Genomic DNA, 18,805 nt, shown 5'->3' with positions numbered 1-18,805 from the left:
TGCCATGTTAATCGACTCATGCAGTATGGCAGTGCGTGTTGTTATCTGGTTGATTGGCTGTGTTAGATGATCCCTTTAACAAAGCCTGTTGAATTTGTTGTAAGTAGTTTACTCATTATTCTTATGTTGGCTGAAGTAAATGAGTCTTAGGGGCTCTGTAAATCCTCTCACAAAAATACAGGCCCTAAGAACTCCAGCGCTACCCGTTCAAAGGTATTCGGTTTGCAGCTGTTGCTGCGAATCTATTACTGCTTACGATGTGTTTTATAGTAAGCGATCAGTCCGTTGGTTGAGCTATCGTGTGGATGACTTACTTCGTCATCAAATAATTCAGCTTCAATTTTAGAGGCAAGTCCCTTACCTAGCTCTACACCCCATTGGTCAAATGAACAGATTTCTAAGATAATGCCTTGGCAGAAGATCTTGTGCTCATAAAGCGCAATTAAACGTCCTACCGTTTTCGCATCAACTTTATCTAACAACATTGACGTTGTTGGGCGATTGCCTTGGTGAATCTTATGATTCAATAATTCTGCAATTTCTGCTTCAGATTTACCTTTTGCGGTTAAATCTGCAGTTACTTGCTCTGCATCAACACCGGCCATCATTGCTTCGGTTTGTGCAAAGAAGTTTGATAATAAAATATCATGGTGCTTACCAACATTGACTTGCGGCTCAATTGAGGCAATAAAGTCAGCAGGTACGATTACATTACCTTGGTGCAGACATTGGTAAAAAGCATGTTGGCCATTAATACCTGTCATACCCCAAATAATTGGAACCGTCGTGTAAGGAACCGTTTCACCAGCAAAGGTAACGTGTTTACCGTTACTTTCCATCTCACCTTGCTGTAAATACGCAGGTAACATGTGTAGTGCTTGGTCATACGGTAAAATAGCTTGTGCCGTATAACCTAAAAAGCTAGTGTTCCAAACACTTAAAAGCGCCATTAACAATGGTACGTTATTTTCAAATTCAGCATTTTTAAAATGCTCATCAATTTCAAACGCACCTTCTAGGATCTCTTCGAACGCGTCGAAGCCTAGGTACAGGGCGATTGGTAATCCTATCGCACTCCATAAAGAAAAGCGACCGCCTACCCAATCCCACATTGTGAATACGTTTTCATCAGCGATACCAAAGGCCGCTGTTTTTTCTAAATTGGTGCTTACAGCTACAAAGTGCTTAGCAATATGTTCTTGCGCTTGTGCTGTTTGTAAAAACCACTCAACAGCCGATTTAGCGTTAGTCATGGTTTCTGAGGTTGTAAATGTTTTAGATGAGATAACAAATAATGTTGTCTCAACATCTAAACCTTGTAAAACAGATGCAATTTGAACACCATCAACATTTGATACATAGTGAACATTTAATGTGTCGTCAGCATAAGCAGCAAGTGCTTCGGTTGCCATTTGCGGACCAAGGTTTGAACCACCTACACCAATAGCAACAACATCTTTTACAGCTTTACCTGTGTAGCCTAGCCACTCGCCACTGCGTACTTTGCCAACAAAGGCTTTCATTTTAGCAAGCTCAGCGTTAACAGCGTCTGTTACGTTTTCACCATCAACCATTACAGCTGTGTTAGCGCGGTTACGTAAAGCAGTATGAAGTACAGCACGGTCTTCAGTAATGTTAATTTTCTCACCACTGAACATCTTGTCGCGCCATGCGCTGATATCGCACTCTTTCGCTAAAGCAATTAATTTTTCAAAAACAGTTTTATCAATTTGTTGTTTTGAGTAATCGAATAATACACCTGGGATCTGAGCAGAGAATTGCTCGAAACGCGTGCTATCTTTGGCAAATAAATCTTTAAGATGAATTTGTTTCATCTTCTTGGCACTTTCAGATAGTGCTTGCCAACTAGCTAATTGCGAACGGCTGCTCATATATATAATCCCCTCAAAACTTGCAACAAACTGATTTTTAACTATCTTTTTATTAATGTTGAATAAAGACAGCAATTAAAAATACGATGAAAATTAACACTAAGTTAAAATGACAACGCTGTCAATGTTCTACTTTTACATTTTATAGTCGAGATAATAGCGCAATTTTTCTCTTTTGACACCGGTATCATAAAAATTATCTCAATTATTTTACTGCTAATTTGGTAGAACATTAGATACACTAACTAACTTATATTAAATATTAATGTACCTATTAAGAAAAAGCGCTCTGGTGAACACTTTTCGATATTATTATAATACAAATATAACTAACTATAAAGTAACAGTATGAAAGTAACCATAAATGATGTAGCCAAGCTCGCTGGTGTTTCAATGAAAACCGTTTCGCGAGTAATTAATAAAGAGCCATCGGTCAGAAAAAAAACGTACGACATAGTGATGGACGCTGTTAACACGTTGAACTATCAACCAAACCTTGCAGCTCGTAACCTAGCAGGCACATCGTCTTTTACTGTTGGTTTAGTTTATGACAACCCGAATGCTTATTATGTCATCGATATGCAAAATGGTGTGTTGTCGCGCTGTAAAGAAGAAGGCTATGAGCTGGTGATTCATCCATGTAACTACCTTGATGGCAACATGGAAGAAGACTTTAAAACCATGATCAAGCGCTCTCGCTTAGCAGGCCTTGTATTAACGCCACCGCTGTCAGAGCAAAATAGCATTATCGATATGCTAGATGAAATGGGCATTCATTATGTACGCGTACTCTCTGGTCGCCCTACAGAAGAAGACCAAGACACTTGTATCTATGTGAACGACTACGCCGCTGCGTACGAAATTACTTCTCACCTACTCTCGCTAGGCCATAAGAATATTGGTTTTTTATGTGGTGACAAAGAGCATAAATCAACAACTGAACGCTTAGAGGGTTATCAGGCCGCATTAAAAGATCACAGCATCTCGATGAATGATGAGCTGATCTATGAAGGCCAGTATTCTTTTGAATCAGGTGTAGAAGGTGCAAAAGCATTGCTGGGTGAAAATAACCCGAAAAACATCACTGCCCTTCTTGGCGGTAACGATGAAATGGCAGCAGGCGCGTTATTCGCCTCACGCTTAATGGGGATCGAAATTCCACAGCAGTTATCAATTACCGGCTTCGAGGACTCACCGTTCTCGCGTCAGACTTGGCCTAAACTCACTACAGCTCATCAGGCGAATGATGTGATTTCGCAGCATGCAGCGCGTTTACTGTTTAGAAAAACCCGTGGTGCACGTAATCAAGATAAAGACATCATCACGACCTTTACCCCTTCATTAGTGGTACGGGAAAGCTCAGGCCCTACAACGGCCTAGTTTATACAAGTTACGAAAAAGCCGCTCTATAGCGGCTTTTTTAATGACTGAATTGGTATTACTTATTAAAGCAATGCTAAACCGCCATTTAAGTTATAAACGTTTTCAAACCCTAACTGCGACAGATTGTTTGCCGCTTGTTTTGAACGATTACCACTTCGGCAAACCAAAATATAACTATGGTCTTTCTCAAGCTGCCCTTGCACGATGGCGTTTGCCATACGACTGAGTGGAATATTGATCACTTTGCTATCAGCAACTGTGAATATTTCAGCCAAATTATTCGCACCATGCTCATACGGTTCACGAGTATCAATTAAGTAAGTGGCTTTATCGTTTAGCATTACTTTAGCATCACTTGCAGCAAGCTGTTTCATTGGCGCACTTTCAAGTGTTTCAACATAGCCACAAAGAGAATGACTTACAGTATGCTTTTGCTCATCCGCTTTTTGCTTTAATTCAACAAACTCATCATCTGATACTTGTTCACTTAATAGTTTTGCTAATAACGGCGTCGTTGCCTTTTGAGCATGCCAATCCATAGCAAAACATTGCTGATAATCATGCCCTGAACAAATTACCGTAGAATCTTGCACTGCCATAGCAAGCTGTTTTAATGATTGAGCCATTTTCGCAGCATCGCCACCGCTAATTGCTGTGTTACCTAAGCCACCTGGTAAGATTAAATCACCACAGAAGCAATAGCTGATATCACCGCTTTGTGTATCTGACAATAAATAGCTAACACTATCGTCACTATGACCCGGTGTCGCTACTTTAGTTAAGCGTGCATCGCTTAATTCGATGGTTGCTGAATCTTTAGGCCAGCCAAGTTCATCTATTTCATTAGCAACAAAACGTTCTGCGAGCTCTTTTGATAATAAACAACGAGCCGATAAACGCTCTTGGTGATTATGGGTATCTAAAATCGCTTTTACTGTTAAACCTTGTGTTGCGACAATTTTCGCCATACGCGGAATAAGCTCGATAATAGGATCAATCACCACTGCGTTTTTATCGCTGTCTACATATAGCCAACAGCACGCTGCTTGATGACGTAGCTGTGTTAAGCCAATCGCACAAACTTCGTGTTGAGGCGATGTACTATCAGACACAACAAGACAATTTGCCTCTAGAATCGGTTTTAGTGAACGAATTTTATCGCAAGCAAAGTCAATCTCTTGCTGATTCACAGCAGGGCCAAACGACATACGTATCGCGTTTTCACTTTGCCAATCACTGGCTCCCATCGCATCTAAAACAAAGCTACGATTTGCACCTGAGCTACATGCAGAGCCGCCACTCACACGGATACCCGCCGCATCAAATAAATCCATCACTTCTTTACTGGTTAATTCGTTAACTGCAAAGTTTAATGTTGTTGGCACTGAATGCTCAAAACTGTGATTAAACGTGATGCTGCCAAAGGTGTCTGTTAATGCAGCTAATAATTGCTCGCGAAAAGCATGTAGCTGCTCAATTGGCTTGAATGTTTGGTTTTGTTTATCAAGTAATAACGAGAACAACTTATTCAAGCCAGCAATGCCTGGTAAGTTTTCGGTGCCTGAACGCATACCACTTTCTTGGCCGCCACCAGCAATAAATGGTGTATACGCACTGCCTTTACGAATATAAAGTACACCAATACCTTTAGGGGCATACAATTTATGGCCAGAGAATGGAGCATAATCAATGGTTGTTTGGCTTAGCGCTAAGTTGGTTTTACCTAATGCCTGCACGCAGTCAACCATCCAAGCCACATGGGTATTTTCACTACGAATGACTTGCTCAATAGCGCTTAAATCTTGGAATACACCGGTTTCGTTGTTTACTGCCATGGTACAAATCATCAGTGCATTCGCAGCATGTTTGCGAATAAACTCGTGGTCTAAAATACCGTTTTTATCTACTGGAATAGCTAATACCTGTGCGTTGATATCAAGCACGCTGTTCCAATGTTTTAGGGTATTTGGCACCGCTTTATGCTCTGTTGCCCCATAAAGTAATACCGGATTCTCGATTTGATGATTTTTCGCAGCAATAAGCGTAGAAACAACCGCTGTTTGAATACCTTCTGTTGCACCTGAAGTAAATAAAATATCGCCGTCAGTTGCGCCAATGACTTCACGTGCTTTGTTACGCGTTTGTTCTAATAAGTGTTTTGCTTGAATACCCGTAATATGAGAGCTTGATGGATTACCAAAACAGACTTGCATCGTGTGCGAAACCACATCGGCAATTTCAGGAAGTACAGGAGTCGTTGCATTCGCATCTAAATAAATTTGCTGATTAGCATCGTCAGGAAGGTAAAAATTTGCCATGTAAAACGCACCATATTACTAAAAGATATATCTTATAACCTATTTTACATTTTTCACGGCTAAATTATAATAATCAATTAGTCAGTAAAGTGCGTTTTCTATACTTTTTAAGACTAAGCTAACCTTCTATTAGCTCAACCTGCTTAGAAGACCAGGCATTTATAAGCGCTTTTACTAATGAAGCCAGCGGTATTGCAAAGAACACGCCCCAAAACCCCCATAAACCACCAAAAAACAATACCGCAACGATGATAAACACTGGGTTTAAATCGACCGCTTCAGAGAACAGTAACGGCACTAACACATTGCCATCAAGTGCTTGGATCACGCCATAGATAATTAATATGGTCCAAAATTGTGTTTCTAAACCAAATTGGAATAACGCCACCGCAGCGACAGGAATGGTCACCAAAGCAGCCCCAACAAATGGAATAAGCACCGATAAGCCAACCAACACTCCGAGTAAAGCCGCATAGCGAAGATCAAGTACTGCAAAAGCAATAAATGATGCTGTACCAACAATTAAAATTTCAAATACCTTACCGCGGATATAATTCATGATTTGTTGATTCATTTCTTGCCAAACTTGAATGATCAAGCGGCGCTGCTTAGGCAATAAGCGTTCGGCACTTTGTGTGAGTTCTAATTTATCTTTAAGCATAAAGAACACCAGGAGCGGCACTAAGATCAGATAAATCAGCCAAGCTGCCACATCTTTTATCGAGGTAAGTGACACCGATAGCACCAACTGACCAAACTCAATAGCTTTGGTCTCTACACTGGTAACAATTGATTTAACCTGATCTTCAGTAATCAAACTTGGGTAATCTTCAGGAAGATGTAAAAGCAGCGCTTTACCTTTTTCAATCATGTAAGGGGTTTCTTGAACTAGGTTACTGGTTTGCTGCCAAAGCACAGGCCCCATGCCGACAATAATCATAATCATCAAGCCACTGAATACCAACATAACAAGAATCGTTGCGGTAAACCTCTTTAAACCCAGCTTTTCTAAGTGAGCAACAGGCCAATCAAGTAAATAGGCAATCACCAAGGCAACTAAAACTGGCACGATTAACGAGCCAAAAAAGTAGAAAAATGCAAAGGTTGCAATAAGCAGTAACAACAAGGTTACTGAATGGGGATCAGAAAATTTATTTTCGTACCAGGCTTTTACATACTCAAACACGAATGGGCTCCACAGTTAGTACACCTAATTCTAGGTCAATTTTAAAATGGTAATGATGTTTTTCTAAAAATCGCTGCATATCGTCCGTTGCCTCAGCAGCATTAAATGTAAAAGTCACGGGTTGTTTAATTGATGTTGCCTTATTCAACCCTAATTTAAACTGAATAAATTGTTGAGGGCACTTATAGCCTCTTAAATCAACCGTTAACATAGCGAATCAACTGCGTTATTAATATGAATAATAAGTATAAGGTGTAGGCCGTTTGCGAAAATAAGTCTTTATAACGAGAAACAACTCATTTTTTTCTTAAAACACGCAAAACAATAGTTTATCCTTAATCTATAACTGGTAGTAAAGGAAACTCCATGCCTGGCTCGCATAATAAAGCGCAATTACCTGCGAATCCAACTCTTAAAGAGATAAACTGGTATAAAAAACAAATAAACTGGGGCGAGCTACCGCCTTTTTATCATATGGTGGCATCATCGGTTAGCGAATCTGAAGGGATTTTAGACCACGGTTTTGATAATGCCGTTAAACAATTAATTGATCCACGCAACTGGAACCTTGATTTATTAGGTGGTCATGAAACCGACTTGGGCGAAATTGTCTGTAAGCAAAAACCGCGCATTGCTTTGCATCAAAGCTTTACGGACCGAGGTTTCGAATTATGGGCCTACCCTTATGCTAAAGATGTTATTGTAGACCAATACATCAAAGACAATCGCTTTATGGAATTTAAGGTGTGGGACCCGCACACCATGAAAAACCTTATTCGCTTTAACCAGCTTCATAAATTCATCGCTTTTTACTTTGAAAGAGGCGATAAAGCTGACAAAGCCTTAATTCTTCATGCCCATAAAGTAGCGCATAAAATCATAACTTTTTTACAACGAGAGTTGAACGTTGTTAAGCTAGATGGAGTCACAATAAAAGATTTCTATCAATTGTGCGAAAAAGACAGCCGAGCATGCAGCGACGAAATAGACTTAGCAAAAGTCATGTTAGGTGAGCAAATCAACAAGGAATAAGATGCGACTAAAATCAGCCTTTATTACACTGTGCAGTGCATTGCTGACATTTTCAATATTGCATAGTGAGCCGTTGAAGGCACAAACAAACTTTAAGCTGCCCGATTTAGGGACCTCAGCTTTACAAGCTTTGCCGATTGAAAAAGAGCAAGCGATCGGTGAAGTGATGATGATGCAAATTCGTGGCTCATCACCCGTTGTAAGTGATCCTGTTCTTGATGAGTACCTGACCACTTTGGGCCGTCGTTTAGTCGCAAACGCCAACGATGTCCGTTTTCCATTTTCATTTTTCTGGTTAAACAACGCTGAAATTAATGCCTTTGCCTTTTATGGTGGCCATGTAGGTGTGCATACAGGTCTTATCGCACAAGCCGATAACGAAAGCCAATTTGCCTCAGTACTAGGGCACGAGATTGCTCACGTAACGCAGCGCCATTTAGCCCGTCGTATTCAACAGCAGCAAGATAACAGCGCGTTAACTATCGCTGGTATGATTGCAGGTATTTTAGCAACCGTTGTTGCACCTGATGCCGGCATAGCCATTATCTCAGCAAACCAAACACAAGCGGCATTTAGTCAATTAACTCATAGCCGTGCTGCTGAACAAGAGGCTGACCGTATTGGTATGCAGACCTTAAACAATGCAGGGTTTGATCCTCGCCAATCGAGCGAGTTTTTAACTAAACTTGCTGCACAAATTCGCTACAAATATAAGCCGCCAGCCTTTTTGCTCACTCACCCATTGCCTGAAAGCCGTGTCTCTGATGTACGCTTACGTGCCGAGCAGTATCCAAAAAAACACTACTCCGACAGCCTAGAGTTTAACCTAGCTAAGAGCCGTGTTATTGCTCGCTATCAGCAAAAGTCAAAAGCCGCGGAAGATTTATTTCGTAAATTAATGCGTGAAAACACCGTTCATAACGACACTGCACTTAAATATGGTTTGGGTATTAGCTTGTTGGACCAAAAAAAGCTTGATGAAGCAGCTAGCATTTTGAATCCATTGCTTGAGCAAGCTCCAAAGAACTTATTTTATATTGATACCCACACCGACTTACTCATTGCGCAAGGTAAAGCGAATGAAGCAGTAGAGTTTTTAGCTAAGCTAGATATCGATAGACCTAACAATCAGGTGATTGCATTAAACTTTGCAAATGCCGCTATTGAAGCTAAACAATTTGAGCTTGCTGAACGTATCTTAAAATCTTATTTATTAGCAAAACCTGAGAACAATCTTGCCAAAGAGCTCATTGCTGATGTCTATAAAAAGCAAGAAAATATGGCTTCCTACCATGAAGCGCATGCCGATGTGCTTGCCCAATATGGCGCTTATTTAAAAGCTGCTGATGAAATTCAAAAAGCACTAAACTTTGTTGAGCCTGAAGAGCTAGTTAAACAACAACGTTTAAAAGCCCTACTTACACAATACCGTCAATTACAAAAAGAGCTTGCGAGACTTTAAGTCTCGCGGCGCTTGCCCTAAAATAAGCCAAATTATTAAATGTGAGAACACACCATGTCTGTGACTATTTATCATAATCCACGTTGTTCAAAATCGCGTGAAACACTTGCCCTATTAGAAAGCAATAACGTACAGCCAAGTGTTATTGAATACCTAAAAACACCGCTTAATGAACAACAAATCTCGACTTTAGTTAGCCAACTGGGCTTCACTTCAGCGCGTGAGTTAATGCGTACTAAAGAAGACATCTACAAAGAGCTTGAGCTTAAAAACGAACAAAACGAAGACAAATTAATTGCTGCAATGGCTGCCAACCCAAAACTAATCGAGCGCCCAATTGTTGAAAATAACGGCAAAGCTGCTCTAGGTCGTCCACCAGAAAACGTATTAAGCGTACTTTAATGGCTATAAACATTGTTGTGCTATACCACTCAAGCCATGGCTCTGTAGAAGCAATGGCTCATGAGATAGCCGAGTCGATTGAGCAACAAGGTGCAACTGCCTTATTGCGTACCTTTGTTAAGCGCCAGCCACACGATATTGTGATCAGCAAAGATGATCTAATTAATTGTGATGGATTAGCCTTTGGCACCCCTACCCGATTTGGCATGATGGCCTCACAAGCTAAGAGCTTTTGGGAAACCACCAGTGATCTATGGCTCAAAGGTCAGCTAATAGATAAACCTGCTTGCGTTTTTTCGTCATCAAGCAGTATGCATGGTGGTAACGAAGCCACCTTGTTGAATCTATCACTGCCGTTGTTACATCACGGCATGATGTTGCTTGGCGTGCCTTATGAGGTACCTGAGTTATTAGCAACTGAAACCGGTGGTACACCATACGGTGCGACTCATGTGGCCGGTAGCAATAACAGCAATGTGTTAAGTAAAGACGAAATTAAAATTTGCCAAAGTGTTGGAAAACGCTTGGCACTGATTGCGAGTAAATTACAATGAGCTTGGAACCTAAGCTAAATCAGCCTGTTGCCAAAAAGCCAATTACAAAACGATTCCAACGTTTTGCGCTGATTGGCTATATCGGCTTATTAGTTTTAATGCCAATTTGGCTGTTTTTAATTGCCCCAAGAGAAGGCCACAGTAACGCCTTTATCTTTGTTGTTTATATACTGCCTCTACTGTTACCACTTAAGGGCATCATTCAAGATAAACCTTACACCTACGCGTGGGCGAACTTTATCGTGATGTTCTATTTTATTCATGGTTTTACATTACTATGGGTCGCACAAGAGCAGCTGATTTGGGTATTACTTGAGTTACTCTTTGCCAGTCTGATGTTTATTGGCTGCACCTATTATGCTCGCCATCGCGGACAAGAGCTTGGCCTTAAGATACGCAAATTAAAAGAAGAGCTGGCCGAAGAAAAAGCCGCTCATGAACACGATAAATAATACCGATTCGTTTATCAAAAAATGAAACAAAAAACGGCAACCTAGGTTGCCGTTTTTTTATGCCACTTTATATAGTTTTTATGTGTTCACACCAACTCTGCTAAGGTGGCTAGTGCGACAATACTTGCCAGACCCACTTGGCCAATTAAGCTAAATAATGAGAACAACCTTAAAATAAACAGCCCCCATGGATGGCGAATATGCGGGTAAAGCGCACAGCGTTTCAAGCTTGTGGCAAAGAAAAAACATAAGATCGAAACCAACGTAAAGCTCAGCGTTAACTCACTTTTAATAGCAATGCTATCGTCAAAAAAGAAGAACAACTGCACAGGTAGTAACACAGTTACAATCGCATGTAGTAAGTGCACTTTTTTAACGCGATCAAACTGCCCTTCTGGCGAAAGCTCTTTAATGCCAAAGTCATGCTCAAGGCACTTTACTAAGTTATCCGCTTTAATGCTAACTGCTAGTCGGTAGCAACTTAGACCGTCGTTGTTACGAACTCTAAAGTCATAGCCCGCTTTTAAAAGCAATACCAGTAAAGGTCCATTCTCGGCTAATACAGCGTAATGTAATGCTGTATTCCCTTTATTGTCTTGGGCTTTTTTATCTTGATGTTCAAGTATTGTTTCAACAACATTCACATAGCCTTTTTCAGTAGCCCACATAAACGCAGTTTTACCATTTTCGTCAGCTAATGCACCGGTTGCGCCTTGCTCAATAAAACGCTTTGCCATGGTTTGTTTAGCATTTTCGTGGCTTAAGTGGGCTAGTAAAGCTTGTTCAAGCAACGATGCTGAATCAACATCAGGTGATACAAGTTTTAGTAAGGTGAAGTAATCTTCACCGTGAGCAACTTTTTCAGCCGCAAGCGCTGTTAATGGTTCAAGATCGGCCACTGAATCAGGAATAAAACCACTAAAACGCTCTCTAAAGTCAACTTCGGTCCATAGCTCCAATACATCGTCCGCAGACATTTTTGCACCGTGATTAAGAACATGTTCAATCACAGTAAAATAGCGACGATTAAATAACTGGTGGATGAGAGTTATAGGCGTTTTAACAGCCGATTGAGCAAATGCGCTAGCATACTTCTCTAAGCGCTGGCATAACATTAAAACAAGACTTTCAGGGGTGTAGTCGTTTTCTAAAAAATGCGTTTTCATAGCATTAATATAATGCAACGCAGCTTCATCAAACTCAGAAATATGTTGGAAATAACACTCTTCAAACGGTTCAAGAGGAGTCAACCAAGTAAGGTAGTAAATAGGCGGAAGAACCGTCGTACACACACCGTCATCTTCATTAGTAGAACGACATGCCGGCCAAGCTTCTAAAGCATCTAAAATATAGGCCCCGTTTTGCTCAGCTAATCCTTTGATTAGTAACGGGTATTCCTTTGGCCAAATCAGTACATTTTCCATTAAAAAAACACAACTCCGCTGCACATTATTCGATGTCTTATTAAGCAACTAGTTATAGCAAAATTTAACTGACAGTTTGCTTAATATTGCGACCAATAACACAGTATCTGAACAGATACTTTGGTAAACAAGAAAAGTAGCATGATTCTACCACAGAGGGTTACAGGTGCTAGCGCAAAGTAGGTGATTTTTAAAGAAAATAGAAAAGCAGCGGCACATGGACGGTACTCACTGCTTGGTTGGAGACTGAAAGTAGCTAAAATGCTCGATGAGGTGAAGGTAATCGAGCTTTAAGCTAACTTACTTACTTGCTAATTCGTGTGTCACTTCATCAATGCCAACTTGGCTGATGCGCTGCAATACTTCTTTTTGCTTCGCGCTTAACAGTGAAATACCTTCAGCAACGATATCGTATACTTTCCACTGCTTATCTTTGCCTTGGCGTAATTTAAAGTGCAGATCGATGGCTGGCGCATTGTCATCAACAATTTGCGTTTTAACAGTTGCATAACCATCGTCGATTAGCTGTGATTGATCAAAAATAACTTTTTGGCCTGTGTATTTCATTAGTGCGCCGGCATAAGTTACTGTTAAGTAATGCTCAACCGCAGCAATAAAATCAACGGCTTGGTCACGGCGTAGGCCTTTAATGTGCTTACCTAAAAGCTTATACGATACAAACTTAATATCCATGTGCGGCAATAAGCGTTTTTCTACAATGTTCGCCATTGCTTCTGAGCTTGCATCGCCTTTTGCATTTACATTTGCGATATCAACAAATAAATCTGCTGTGACTGATTCTAATAGTTGCTTAGGCGAGCGGTCTTCACTGGCAAAAGCAGTTGCAGTAAAAAGCGCAGCAATTAGCAAAAATGAGTTAACTAGTTTGGTCATCGTATTCACCTCTCAACGAAAATTTTCGCTAATATACCGATATTAAATCCATAAAAAAAGAAACAATCCGACACCGTTTTAATGCCAATTAAGCACCAATCGATTTTTCCCATAGCTTTCAGTTAATTGCTAAAAAATATGAGAATGTGCACAGCTTCTGTGTTTTTACGCACATTGAAAAGTTCTTACCCCCGCCCTTATCTACTTGCTCACAGTCATAATCAGAAGTACCGAGATGAAACTAAAACACCCACTAAAAGCACTTATGTTAAGTGTAGCCGCCCTACTAGCAACACCAACTTATGCTGCTTCAAATCATGGCTATGCCGTTGATTACATTCAAGGTGAAGGGGATGTAAAAGGCTTAAAACTGGCCTACCAGTACCACATACCCAATGAAAAGCTGCCCTTTCAACACGCCCGTTTGTACTTCGAGTCTAGTTTTAATATTTGGCAGTATGGCAAAGACAACAAACATCAAACGAATATCGTGTTAGCTATGTCTCCGGTGATCCAATACCCTGTGTTTAATGTGAAAAACATGCCTGTTTATGTGGAGTTTGGGATTGGCGTTTCACTGTTAGATGACACCCATTTTGCTGGCAAAAACGTTAGTACTCACTATCAGTTTGAGGATAGATTAGGTTTAGTTACAGACTTAGGTGACGACTCAACCTTAGCACTTAGATATTTACATTACTCAAATGCGGGGTTCAAAAGCCCTAATCCTGGCCTTGATTTTATTTCACTGTCTTATGCAAGACGATTTTAAGTGCTACTATATCGCTGTGTATATCGGCAGGATTTCATGATGGAAACTTGGCAAATTATAGCCATTGTTGTTGCCGTATTTGGTGTAGTAATTGGTAACCTTATGTTGCTAAAGCATGCAGCAAAAATGGACTTCAAAGTGCCTAAAAGCGATGATAATGAAGATAAAAAAAGCCCTGATGAATAATCAGGGCTTTTCTATTTTAGACTTCAGCTTAGTTTACACTAACCAATGTGCCATTAAGACAATCACCGGTAATGTTACTAAGGTTCTTAAAATAAAGATGAAGAACAATTCGATAATATTAACCGGAATTTTGCTACCTAAAAGCAGTGCACCTACTTCCGACATATAAATCAATTGCGTCACACTCATTGCAGCAACGATAAAGCGTGTTACATCACTTTCGATACTACCAGCCGCAAGAATCGACGGAATAAACATATCTGCAAAGCCAACCATAATTGTTTGTGCCGCAGCTTCAGCCTCTGGTACTTGCAATAGCTCTAAGAATGGTACAAACGGTTTGCCCATATATTCAAAAATTGGCGTATATTCAGCAATAATCAAGGCAAATGTGCCCACAGCCATAACCACAGGTAATACTGCAAATACCATATCAAATGCGTTATGTAAGCCTTCTTTTACTGTACCAGCAAAGCCCGGCGCGGTGCGCGCTTTAGCAAGTGCCACATCAAGTGAGTGAGAAACCAGTGTTTTACCTTCAGGCACTGATTCTGCGTCTTTATCAGGCTCTGTTCCATCTACATAGAGGTCTTTTTTGAAGCGTAGTGGTGGTAAACGAGGCACAATTAGTGCTGCGGCTAAACCAGCTAAGCACACTGTTAAGTAAAACGGTGCGAAAAGGTGCTCAAGCTTTACTTGGCCAATCACAACTAAACAAAAGGTAATTGATACAGCTGAGAAAGTAGTACCAATAATGGCCGCTTCGCGCTGTGTATAATGTTTATCTTCATACTGACGAGCGGTCATCAAAATACCCACACTGCCATCGCCTAACCATGATGCCACACAGTTAACCGCACTTCGGCCTGGCACACCAAAAAGCGGGCGCATAACTTTAGTTAATAAGGTACCGACTAGCTCTAACAAGCCAAAATTTAGTAATAACGGTAATAGTAAGCCCGCTAAAACAAACACAGAAAACAATACTGGCAACAAGTCGTTTAACACCAGTGCACCGGTATTACCGGAAATAATCATTTCTGGCCCTTGTTTGGTGTAGGTCAAAACGATAAAAAACATACCCAGTAATCGAACACTCAGCCAAAGCCAACTAACATCAAATAAATGTTTAATTATAAAGAACTTAAGTAATGGCTGCGGTTTAAACAACTTTATCACTAAAGATAAAATACCGGTGATGCAAACAATGCTGGTAATTAAACCCAGTGCAAATGGGCCAATCCATTCTTGCACTGCTTTTGCCATAACAGCAATCGGAATGGTCATTGCTTCACCTATGGGTACCGGCGTCATAAACAAGAAGACACCTATAAGTGAAGGAACGAAAAAGGTAAACAAGGTTCGCAAGTCACTGCGATTTGCTGTGTTTAAGTTAGACATATTTTCAACCTGTAAAAACCACAAAAAGAGCGGCTAAGCTCTTTTTGTGGTGGTTTTGACTTTTTTAATTATTAAATATTGATACCGCGCTGACGCAGTGCATTTTCTAATGCTTGCTGGAGGTCATTCATTGTACCAGGCTCTAATGTCGAACCTTCAGAGTCCATCCAAGTTAAACTTGTGCCGCCATCATTGGTGCGGCTAACAAGAATTTGGTATTGGCCATCTTCAATTGGCAGCTCAGCTAACTCTTCGCCCCAAATTGAATCCCATACGCTTGACTCAGGCTTTTTGTAATCAGCCGTGATCAAGCCACGCTCTTGGTCAATCTCTACGATAGTGAAAGATAAGCGTTCTAAGAAACCTGAGAAACGATCAAACACCATGTTGTAATCTTGCTCTGTAACCAGTGCCGCATTACCTTTGTTATCAAAGCCCATTTCTAATGAAATAATGCCTTGCTTTTTACGCATATCAACTTCAAGTTGACGGTAACGATAATCAAACTCTGCAATCACTTGGTTTAACGCACGAACTTCAAGCTGTTGCTGTAGTAATGGTGTTAACGGTACTGAGTCACTTTTATAATCAGCCAGCTTAGAGGTTAACGAAGCTGTACGCTGATGCGACTTTTCTTCAATTGTGAAGATAAAGCGCTGCTGTGATACTTCAGTTTCAGTTTCCCAGAACCAACCTTCTTCAGGTTTAATAATGGCATACCAACCTGTTTCAATTGAATTTGAGGCTTTGTCTTCTTTTAAAGCGGCGGTATTTTTTTCAGCTAGAACAGCTTTGATAGAGTCCCAAATAAATACATCTAAATCTTCGATACCATCGTTTTTATCAAAGTAGACACGTGCTTCTGTGTCACCTTCTTCAACCCAAGTACCTTGAGCAATGGTAATTACTTGCGCTGGCGGACGATAGTTTTTAGCTTCAGGATTGTTGTCGTATTGCGCAACATCCATTTTATAAGTTGGATCTTGAGCTGGTTGCGCTAATCCTGCTGGAGCTTTCACCGCTTCGTTAGCACGATAATTGCGTTTGTGGTGTGCTTCATCGGTAAAAACACCGCACCCTGTTAAACTTACCATTACGCTTACAGCAAGCGCCTTTGAGATCCAATACTGCACAGATATTTCTCCTTAGCAAACCCTTAATTTTTTTAACAAATATATGAGTGGGTAATGCCGATTTGGTTCACTGTAAAATCACTTTTAACTTTACATTTATTGTTTTTATGCAAAAAACCCGAATAGATTGGGCTAGCGTAACGTATTTGATTGCTTATCGCCTTGCAAAATTTTAACTATGGTACTTTCTGATGCCCCTAAAAACAAGAAAGAGCGCACTTTATTCACGGCTTAATTAATCGCCGCTATCGTTAACGGAGCAAATTATGTTAAACTTCGCCGCCGTGCGGTATTAAACTCACGTGAAATCAAAGCTTATTTAAGCTTATATCCATTGGTATTGTTATTTACTAGGTATTTAAAATTCCATGACTGTTTTTACAAATCATCAGATAGTGCTCACTGCGATTGGCGAAGATAGACCCGGTATCGTTAGCGAATTAACTCAGTTAGTGAGTGATTGCCATTGCAATATAATTGACAGTCGCATTGCTATTTTGGGCAACGAATTTACCTTTATCATGCTATTAGCAGGTGATATGTCGGCAATTAGCCGTATTGAACATACATTGCCAACTAAAGGTATGGAACTTGGTCTTTTAACCATGATGAAACGCACCGCAAGCCATGTTGCATGTGAATTTTGTGCCGGTTACACCCTCGAATACACAGGTATTGATACACCAGGAACATTAAGTAAAGTTACGCGCTTTTTTGCTGATAACAACATCAGCATTTGTTCTCTCAAGTCAGACACTTATGATGAAGATGACGAGCTTAAAATGCGCTGCGAACTCGAGTTTAATATTCCTGTTGAAGTCGATATTGATAACTTTAAAGTGAGCTTTGAAGATCTTTCTCGTAGTTTGAACGTAGATTATATTTTCAGACGCATTCGCTAAGGAGCAAAGCATGAAAACAATTAATCCATTACAAGCAGGCGATACAGCCCCTGCTTTTAGCTTACAAAATCAGAATGACGAAACTATCGCGCTAGCTGATCTTTTAAAAGAGCAGCAAGTACTGGTTTATTTCTACCCTAAAGCGTCAACACCAGGTTGTACTGTACAAGCAGAGAACTTACGTGATGAAAAAGCTGAGCTTGCTAAATTAAATACGCGTGTTGTGGGTATCAGCCCAGATCCAATCAAGCGTTTAAAGAATTTTGAAACCAAAAAAGAGCTTAACTTTGATTTACTAGCCGACGAAGATCACGCGATTGCTGATGCCTTTGGTATTTGGGGCTATAAGAAGTTTATGGGTAAAGAATACGAAGGAATTCATCGTATTAGCTTCCTTGTAGGCCAAGACGGTAAAATCAAACATGTGTTTGATAAGTTCAAAACTAAAGACCATCATCAGGTGGTGTTGGACTATTTAGCGCAGAATTGATAGTTACGAGTTACGAGTTACGAGTTACGAGTTACGAGTTACGAGAACATAGTAAAAAAGCGTTGCCATGGTGCAACGCTTTTTTGTTTTTAACTAGAAATATTAAACCCCGAGTCTACTTTATCGGGGTCAGATCACAGATCAGACGGCTGACGGCTGACGGCTGACGGCTGACGGCTGACGGCTGACGGCTGACGGCTGACGGCTGACGGCTGACGGCTTAATCCTAACTAATTCCTAAATATTTATGTACTTGAACCGATAAACGCCAGTTCTTTGCAATACAGGTTTCAATGGCAAGTTTGGTTGCTGAGGTTTTTTGGCTAATTGGTTGCAGATACACTAAACGTGGATTCACACCCGTTTTTAAGAATAAATCTTCGAGCTCTTCCACATGCTTTTGCATTGCCACTGGGTGTTTAATTTCATCAGCGCGTTGCATTGCACTGCGTAATACTTTATAGCCACCACGCATATTAATTTTTGGTGATACAGTCACCCATGTCTGCTCAGGGACTAAAATTTCAAATGTACCGCTGGTTTCAATTTGAGTCGAATAGCCATTTGCGTGTAATAATTCACACACTGGATTTAGGTCGTACATGCAAGGCTCACCACCGGTGATCACCACATGTTTTGCGTTGTAGCCACGTTCTTTAAATAGCGCTAACACTTGATCCGCTGTTGCTTCAGCCCAATGATCTGAGTCTGCTTTTTTCTCAACGGTGTCATCAAGTGACACTTTATATACGTTATCAACGTCCCATGTTTGTTTTGTATCACACCAAGCACAGCCCACAGGGCAGCCTTGTAAACGTAAAAAGATTGAAGGTGTACCCGTAAAACTCGCTTCACCTTGAATTGTTTCAAACACTTCGTTAATTTTGTACAAAAGACATCTCACTTACGACGCAACAGTATA

19 protein-coding genes are annotated in these 18,805 nt (G+C 40.5%); 10 read left to right on the top strand and 9 right to left on the bottom strand.

All coding sequences use genetic code 11. The annotated features are described in order from the left end of the window. Positions 1 to 245: 245 nt before the first annotated feature. The gene (gene pgi, locus EXT43_RS08045) at positions 246 to 1,892 is read right to left on the bottom strand and encodes a glucose-6-phosphate isomerase (protein WP_130166738.1); all 1,647 of its coding nucleotides are present in this window, start codon (positions 1,890 to 1,892) and stop codon (positions 246 to 248) included. A gap of 348 nt (positions 1,893 to 2,240) precedes the next feature. Here pgi and EXT43_RS08040 point away from each other — a divergent pair, with 348 nt between their 5' ends. Then, a complete protein-coding gene (locus EXT43_RS08040) occupies positions 2,241 to 3,272 on the top strand; it encodes a LacI family DNA-binding transcriptional regulator (protein WP_054563608.1) in 1,032 nt (343 codons plus the stop codon). A 65-nt stretch (positions 3,273 to 3,337) separates the two neighbouring features. Here the strand turns inward: EXT43_RS08040 and EXT43_RS08035 are convergent, their stop codons facing one another. From EXT43_RS08035 to EXT43_RS08025, 3 genes are all read right to left on the bottom strand, one after another. Next, the gene (locus EXT43_RS08035) at positions 3,338 to 5,593 is read right to left on the bottom strand and encodes an aminotransferase class V-fold PLP-dependent enzyme (protein WP_130166737.1); all 2,256 of its coding nucleotides are present in this window, start codon (positions 5,591 to 5,593) and stop codon (positions 3,338 to 3,340) included. Between the two features lie 118 nt (positions 5,594 to 5,711). Further along, positions 5,712 to 6,779, bottom strand: coding sequence for an AI-2E family transporter (locus EXT43_RS08030; RefSeq protein ID WP_062566945.1), 1,068 nt, complete (start codon positions 6,777 to 6,779; stop codon positions 5,712 to 5,714). Then, on the bottom strand, positions 6,772 to 6,990 hold the full coding sequence (locus EXT43_RS08025) for a hypothetical protein (RefSeq protein ID WP_054563605.1): 219 nt from the start codon (positions 6,988 to 6,990) through the stop codon (positions 6,772 to 6,774). Before EXT43_RS08025 ends, EXT43_RS08030 begins: the two co-directional genes overlap by 8 nt. 155 nt (positions 6,991 to 7,145) lie before the next feature. Here EXT43_RS08025 and EXT43_RS08020 point away from each other — a divergent pair, with 155 nt between their 5' ends. The 5 genes from EXT43_RS08020 to EXT43_RS08000 are packed head-to-tail and all read left to right on the top strand — an operon-like array spanning position 7,146 to position 10,681. After that, complete coding sequence (locus EXT43_RS08020; protein WP_130166736.1) at positions 7,146 to 7,811, top strand: hypothetical protein; 666 nt, start codon at positions 7,146 to 7,148, stop codon at positions 7,809 to 7,811. Position 7,812: 1 nt separating this feature from the next. Further along, on the top strand, positions 7,813 to 9,273 hold the full coding sequence (locus EXT43_RS08015) for a M48 family metalloprotease (protein ID WP_130166735.1): 1,461 nt from the start codon (positions 7,813 to 7,815) through the stop codon (positions 9,271 to 9,273). Between the two features lie 54 nt (positions 9,274 to 9,327). Continuing rightward, positions 9,328 to 9,675: an arsenate reductase (glutaredoxin) gene (arsC, locus tag EXT43_RS08010; protein WP_062566941.1), complete on the top strand. Its 348-nt coding sequence runs from the start codon at positions 9,328 to 9,330 to the stop codon at positions 9,673 to 9,675. After that, the gene (gene wrbA / locus EXT43_RS08005) at positions 9,675 to 10,229 is read left to right on the top strand and encodes an NAD(P)H:quinone oxidoreductase (protein WP_063528399.1); all 555 of its coding nucleotides are present in this window, start codon (positions 9,675 to 9,677) and stop codon (positions 10,227 to 10,229) included. Before arsC ends, wrbA begins: the two co-directional genes overlap by 1 nt. Next, on the top strand, positions 10,226 to 10,681 hold the full coding sequence (locus EXT43_RS08000) for a DUF2069 domain-containing protein (protein WP_063528400.1): 456 nt from the start codon (positions 10,226 to 10,228) through the stop codon (positions 10,679 to 10,681). Before wrbA ends, EXT43_RS08000 begins: the two co-directional genes overlap by 4 nt. An 86-nt stretch (positions 10,682 to 10,767) precedes the next feature. Here EXT43_RS08000 and EXT43_RS07995 read toward each other — a convergent pair whose 3' ends face one another. Both EXT43_RS07995 and EXT43_RS07990 read right to left on the bottom strand, forming a co-directional pair. Continuing rightward, a complete protein-coding gene (locus tag EXT43_RS07995) occupies positions 10,768 to 12,105 on the bottom strand; it encodes an ankyrin repeat domain-containing protein (protein ID WP_054563599.1) in 1,338 nt (445 codons plus the stop codon). Between the two features lie 300 nt (positions 12,106 to 12,405). Continuing rightward, positions 12,406 to 12,999, bottom strand: a complete 594-nt coding sequence (locus tag EXT43_RS07990; protein WP_054563598.1) for an ABC transporter substrate-binding protein — start codon at positions 12,997 to 12,999, stop codon at positions 12,406 to 12,408. Between the two features lie 265 nt (positions 13,000 to 13,264). Between EXT43_RS07990 and EXT43_RS07985 the strand changes: the two genes are divergently transcribed. After that, a complete protein-coding gene (locus tag EXT43_RS07985; RefSeq protein WP_130166751.1) occupies positions 13,265 to 13,771 on the top strand; it encodes an acyloxyacyl hydrolase in 507 nt (168 codons plus the stop codon). 39 nt (positions 13,772 to 13,810) lie between these two features. After that, positions 13,811 to 13,957, top strand: coding sequence for a DUF2897 family protein (locus tag EXT43_RS07980; RefSeq protein WP_082389286.1), 147 nt, complete (start codon positions 13,811 to 13,813; stop codon positions 13,955 to 13,957). A 33-nt stretch (positions 13,958 to 13,990) separates the two neighbouring features. On the opposite strand, the gene EXT43_RS07975 is transcribed toward EXT43_RS07980, so the two are convergent. Both EXT43_RS07975 and bamC read right to left on the bottom strand, forming a co-directional pair. After that, positions 13,991 to 15,358: a YjiH family protein gene (locus EXT43_RS07975; protein WP_130166734.1), complete on the bottom strand. Its 1,368-nt coding sequence runs from the start codon at positions 15,356 to 15,358 to the stop codon at positions 13,991 to 13,993. 71 nt (positions 15,359 to 15,429) lie between these two features. After that, positions 15,430 to 16,491 (bottom strand): outer membrane protein assembly factor BamC, encoded by a 1,062-nt coding sequence (bamC, locus tag EXT43_RS07970; RefSeq protein ID WP_130166733.1) that lies wholly within the window; start codon positions 16,489 to 16,491, stop codon positions 15,430 to 15,432. Positions 16,492 to 16,859: 368 nt separating this feature from the next. Between bamC and EXT43_RS07960 the strand changes: the two genes are divergently transcribed. Next, entirely contained in the window at positions 16,860 to 17,393 is a 534-nt protein-coding gene (locus tag EXT43_RS07960; protein ID WP_130166732.1) for an ACT domain-containing protein, read from the top strand. A 10-nt stretch (positions 17,394 to 17,403) separates the two neighbouring features. Further along, positions 17,404 to 17,883, top strand: coding sequence for a thioredoxin-dependent thiol peroxidase (gene bcp / locus EXT43_RS07955; RefSeq protein WP_062566935.1), 480 nt, complete (start codon positions 17,404 to 17,406; stop codon positions 17,881 to 17,883). A gap of 226 nt (positions 17,884 to 18,109) precedes the next feature. On the opposite strand, the gene queE is transcribed toward bcp, so the two are convergent. Next, entirely contained in the window at positions 18,110 to 18,775 is a 666-nt protein-coding gene (queE, locus tag EXT43_RS07950; RefSeq protein ID WP_130166731.1) for a 7-carboxy-7-deazaguanine synthase QueE, read from the bottom strand. Between the last annotated feature and the right edge of the window lie 30 nt (positions 18,776 to 18,805).

This window comes from Pseudoalteromonas sp. CO109Y, from assembly GCF_004208935.1.
In the GTDB taxonomy this organism is placed as follows: domain Bacteria; phylum Pseudomonadota; class Gammaproteobacteria; order Enterobacterales; family Alteromonadaceae; genus Pseudoalteromonas; species Pseudoalteromonas shioyasakiensis.
Note: the sequence above shows the minus strand (reverse complement) of the source record. Positions and strands in the feature narration are given on the sequence as shown.

Excerpts from the sequence above, each read along its gene's own strand:
- EXT43_RS07960 (WP_130166732.1), top strand. The coding sequence starts at position 16,860 with ATGACTGTTTTTACAAATCATCAGATAGTGCTCACTGCGATTGGCGAA.
- arsC (WP_062566941.1), top strand. The coding sequence starts at position 9,328 with ATGTCTGTGACTATTTATCATAATCCACGTTGTTCAAAATCGCGTGAA.
- EXT43_RS08025 (WP_054563605.1), bottom strand. The coding sequence starts at position 6,990 with ATGTTAACGGTTGATTTAAGAGGCTATAAGTGCCCTCAACAATTTATT.
- EXT43_RS08020 (WP_130166736.1), top strand. The coding sequence starts at position 7,146 with ATGCCTGGCTCGCATAATAAAGCGCAATTACCTGCGAATCCAACTCTT.
- bcp (WP_062566935.1), top strand. The coding sequence starts at position 17,404 with ATGAAAACAATTAATCCATTACAAGCAGGCGATACAGCCCCTGCTTTT.
- wrbA (WP_063528399.1), top strand. The coding sequence starts at position 9,675 with ATGGCTATAAACATTGTTGTGCTATACCACTCAAGCCATGGCTCTGTA.
- EXT43_RS08000 (WP_063528400.1), top strand. The coding sequence starts at position 10,226 with ATGAGCTTGGAACCTAAGCTAAATCAGCCTGTTGCCAAAAAGCCAATT.
- EXT43_RS07995 (WP_054563599.1), bottom strand. The coding sequence starts at position 12,105 with ATGGAAAATGTACTGATTTGGCCAAAGGAATACCCGTTACTAATCAAA.
- EXT43_RS07985 (WP_130166751.1), top strand. The coding sequence starts at position 13,265 with ATGTTAAGTGTAGCCGCCCTACTAGCAACACCAACTTATGCTGCTTCA.
- pgi (WP_130166738.1), bottom strand. The coding sequence starts at position 1,892 with ATGAGCAGCCGTTCGCAATTAGCTAGTTGGCAAGCACTATCTGAAAGT.
- EXT43_RS08035 (WP_130166737.1), bottom strand. The coding sequence starts at position 5,593 with ATGGCAAATTTTTACCTTCCTGACGATGCTAATCAGCAAATTTATTTA.
- EXT43_RS08040 (WP_054563608.1), top strand. The coding sequence starts at position 2,241 with ATGAAAGTAACCATAAATGATGTAGCCAAGCTCGCTGGTGTTTCAATG.
- EXT43_RS07975 (WP_130166734.1), bottom strand. The coding sequence starts at position 15,358 with ATGTCTAACTTAAACACAGCAAATCGCAGTGACTTGCGAACCTTGTTT.
- EXT43_RS07980 (WP_082389286.1), top strand. The coding sequence starts at position 13,811 with ATGGAAACTTGGCAAATTATAGCCATTGTTGTTGCCGTATTTGGTGTA.
- EXT43_RS08015 (WP_130166735.1), top strand. The coding sequence starts at position 7,813 with ATGCGACTAAAATCAGCCTTTATTACACTGTGCAGTGCATTGCTGACA.
- EXT43_RS07990 (WP_054563598.1), bottom strand. The coding sequence starts at position 12,999 with ATGACCAAACTAGTTAACTCATTTTTGCTAATTGCTGCGCTTTTTACT.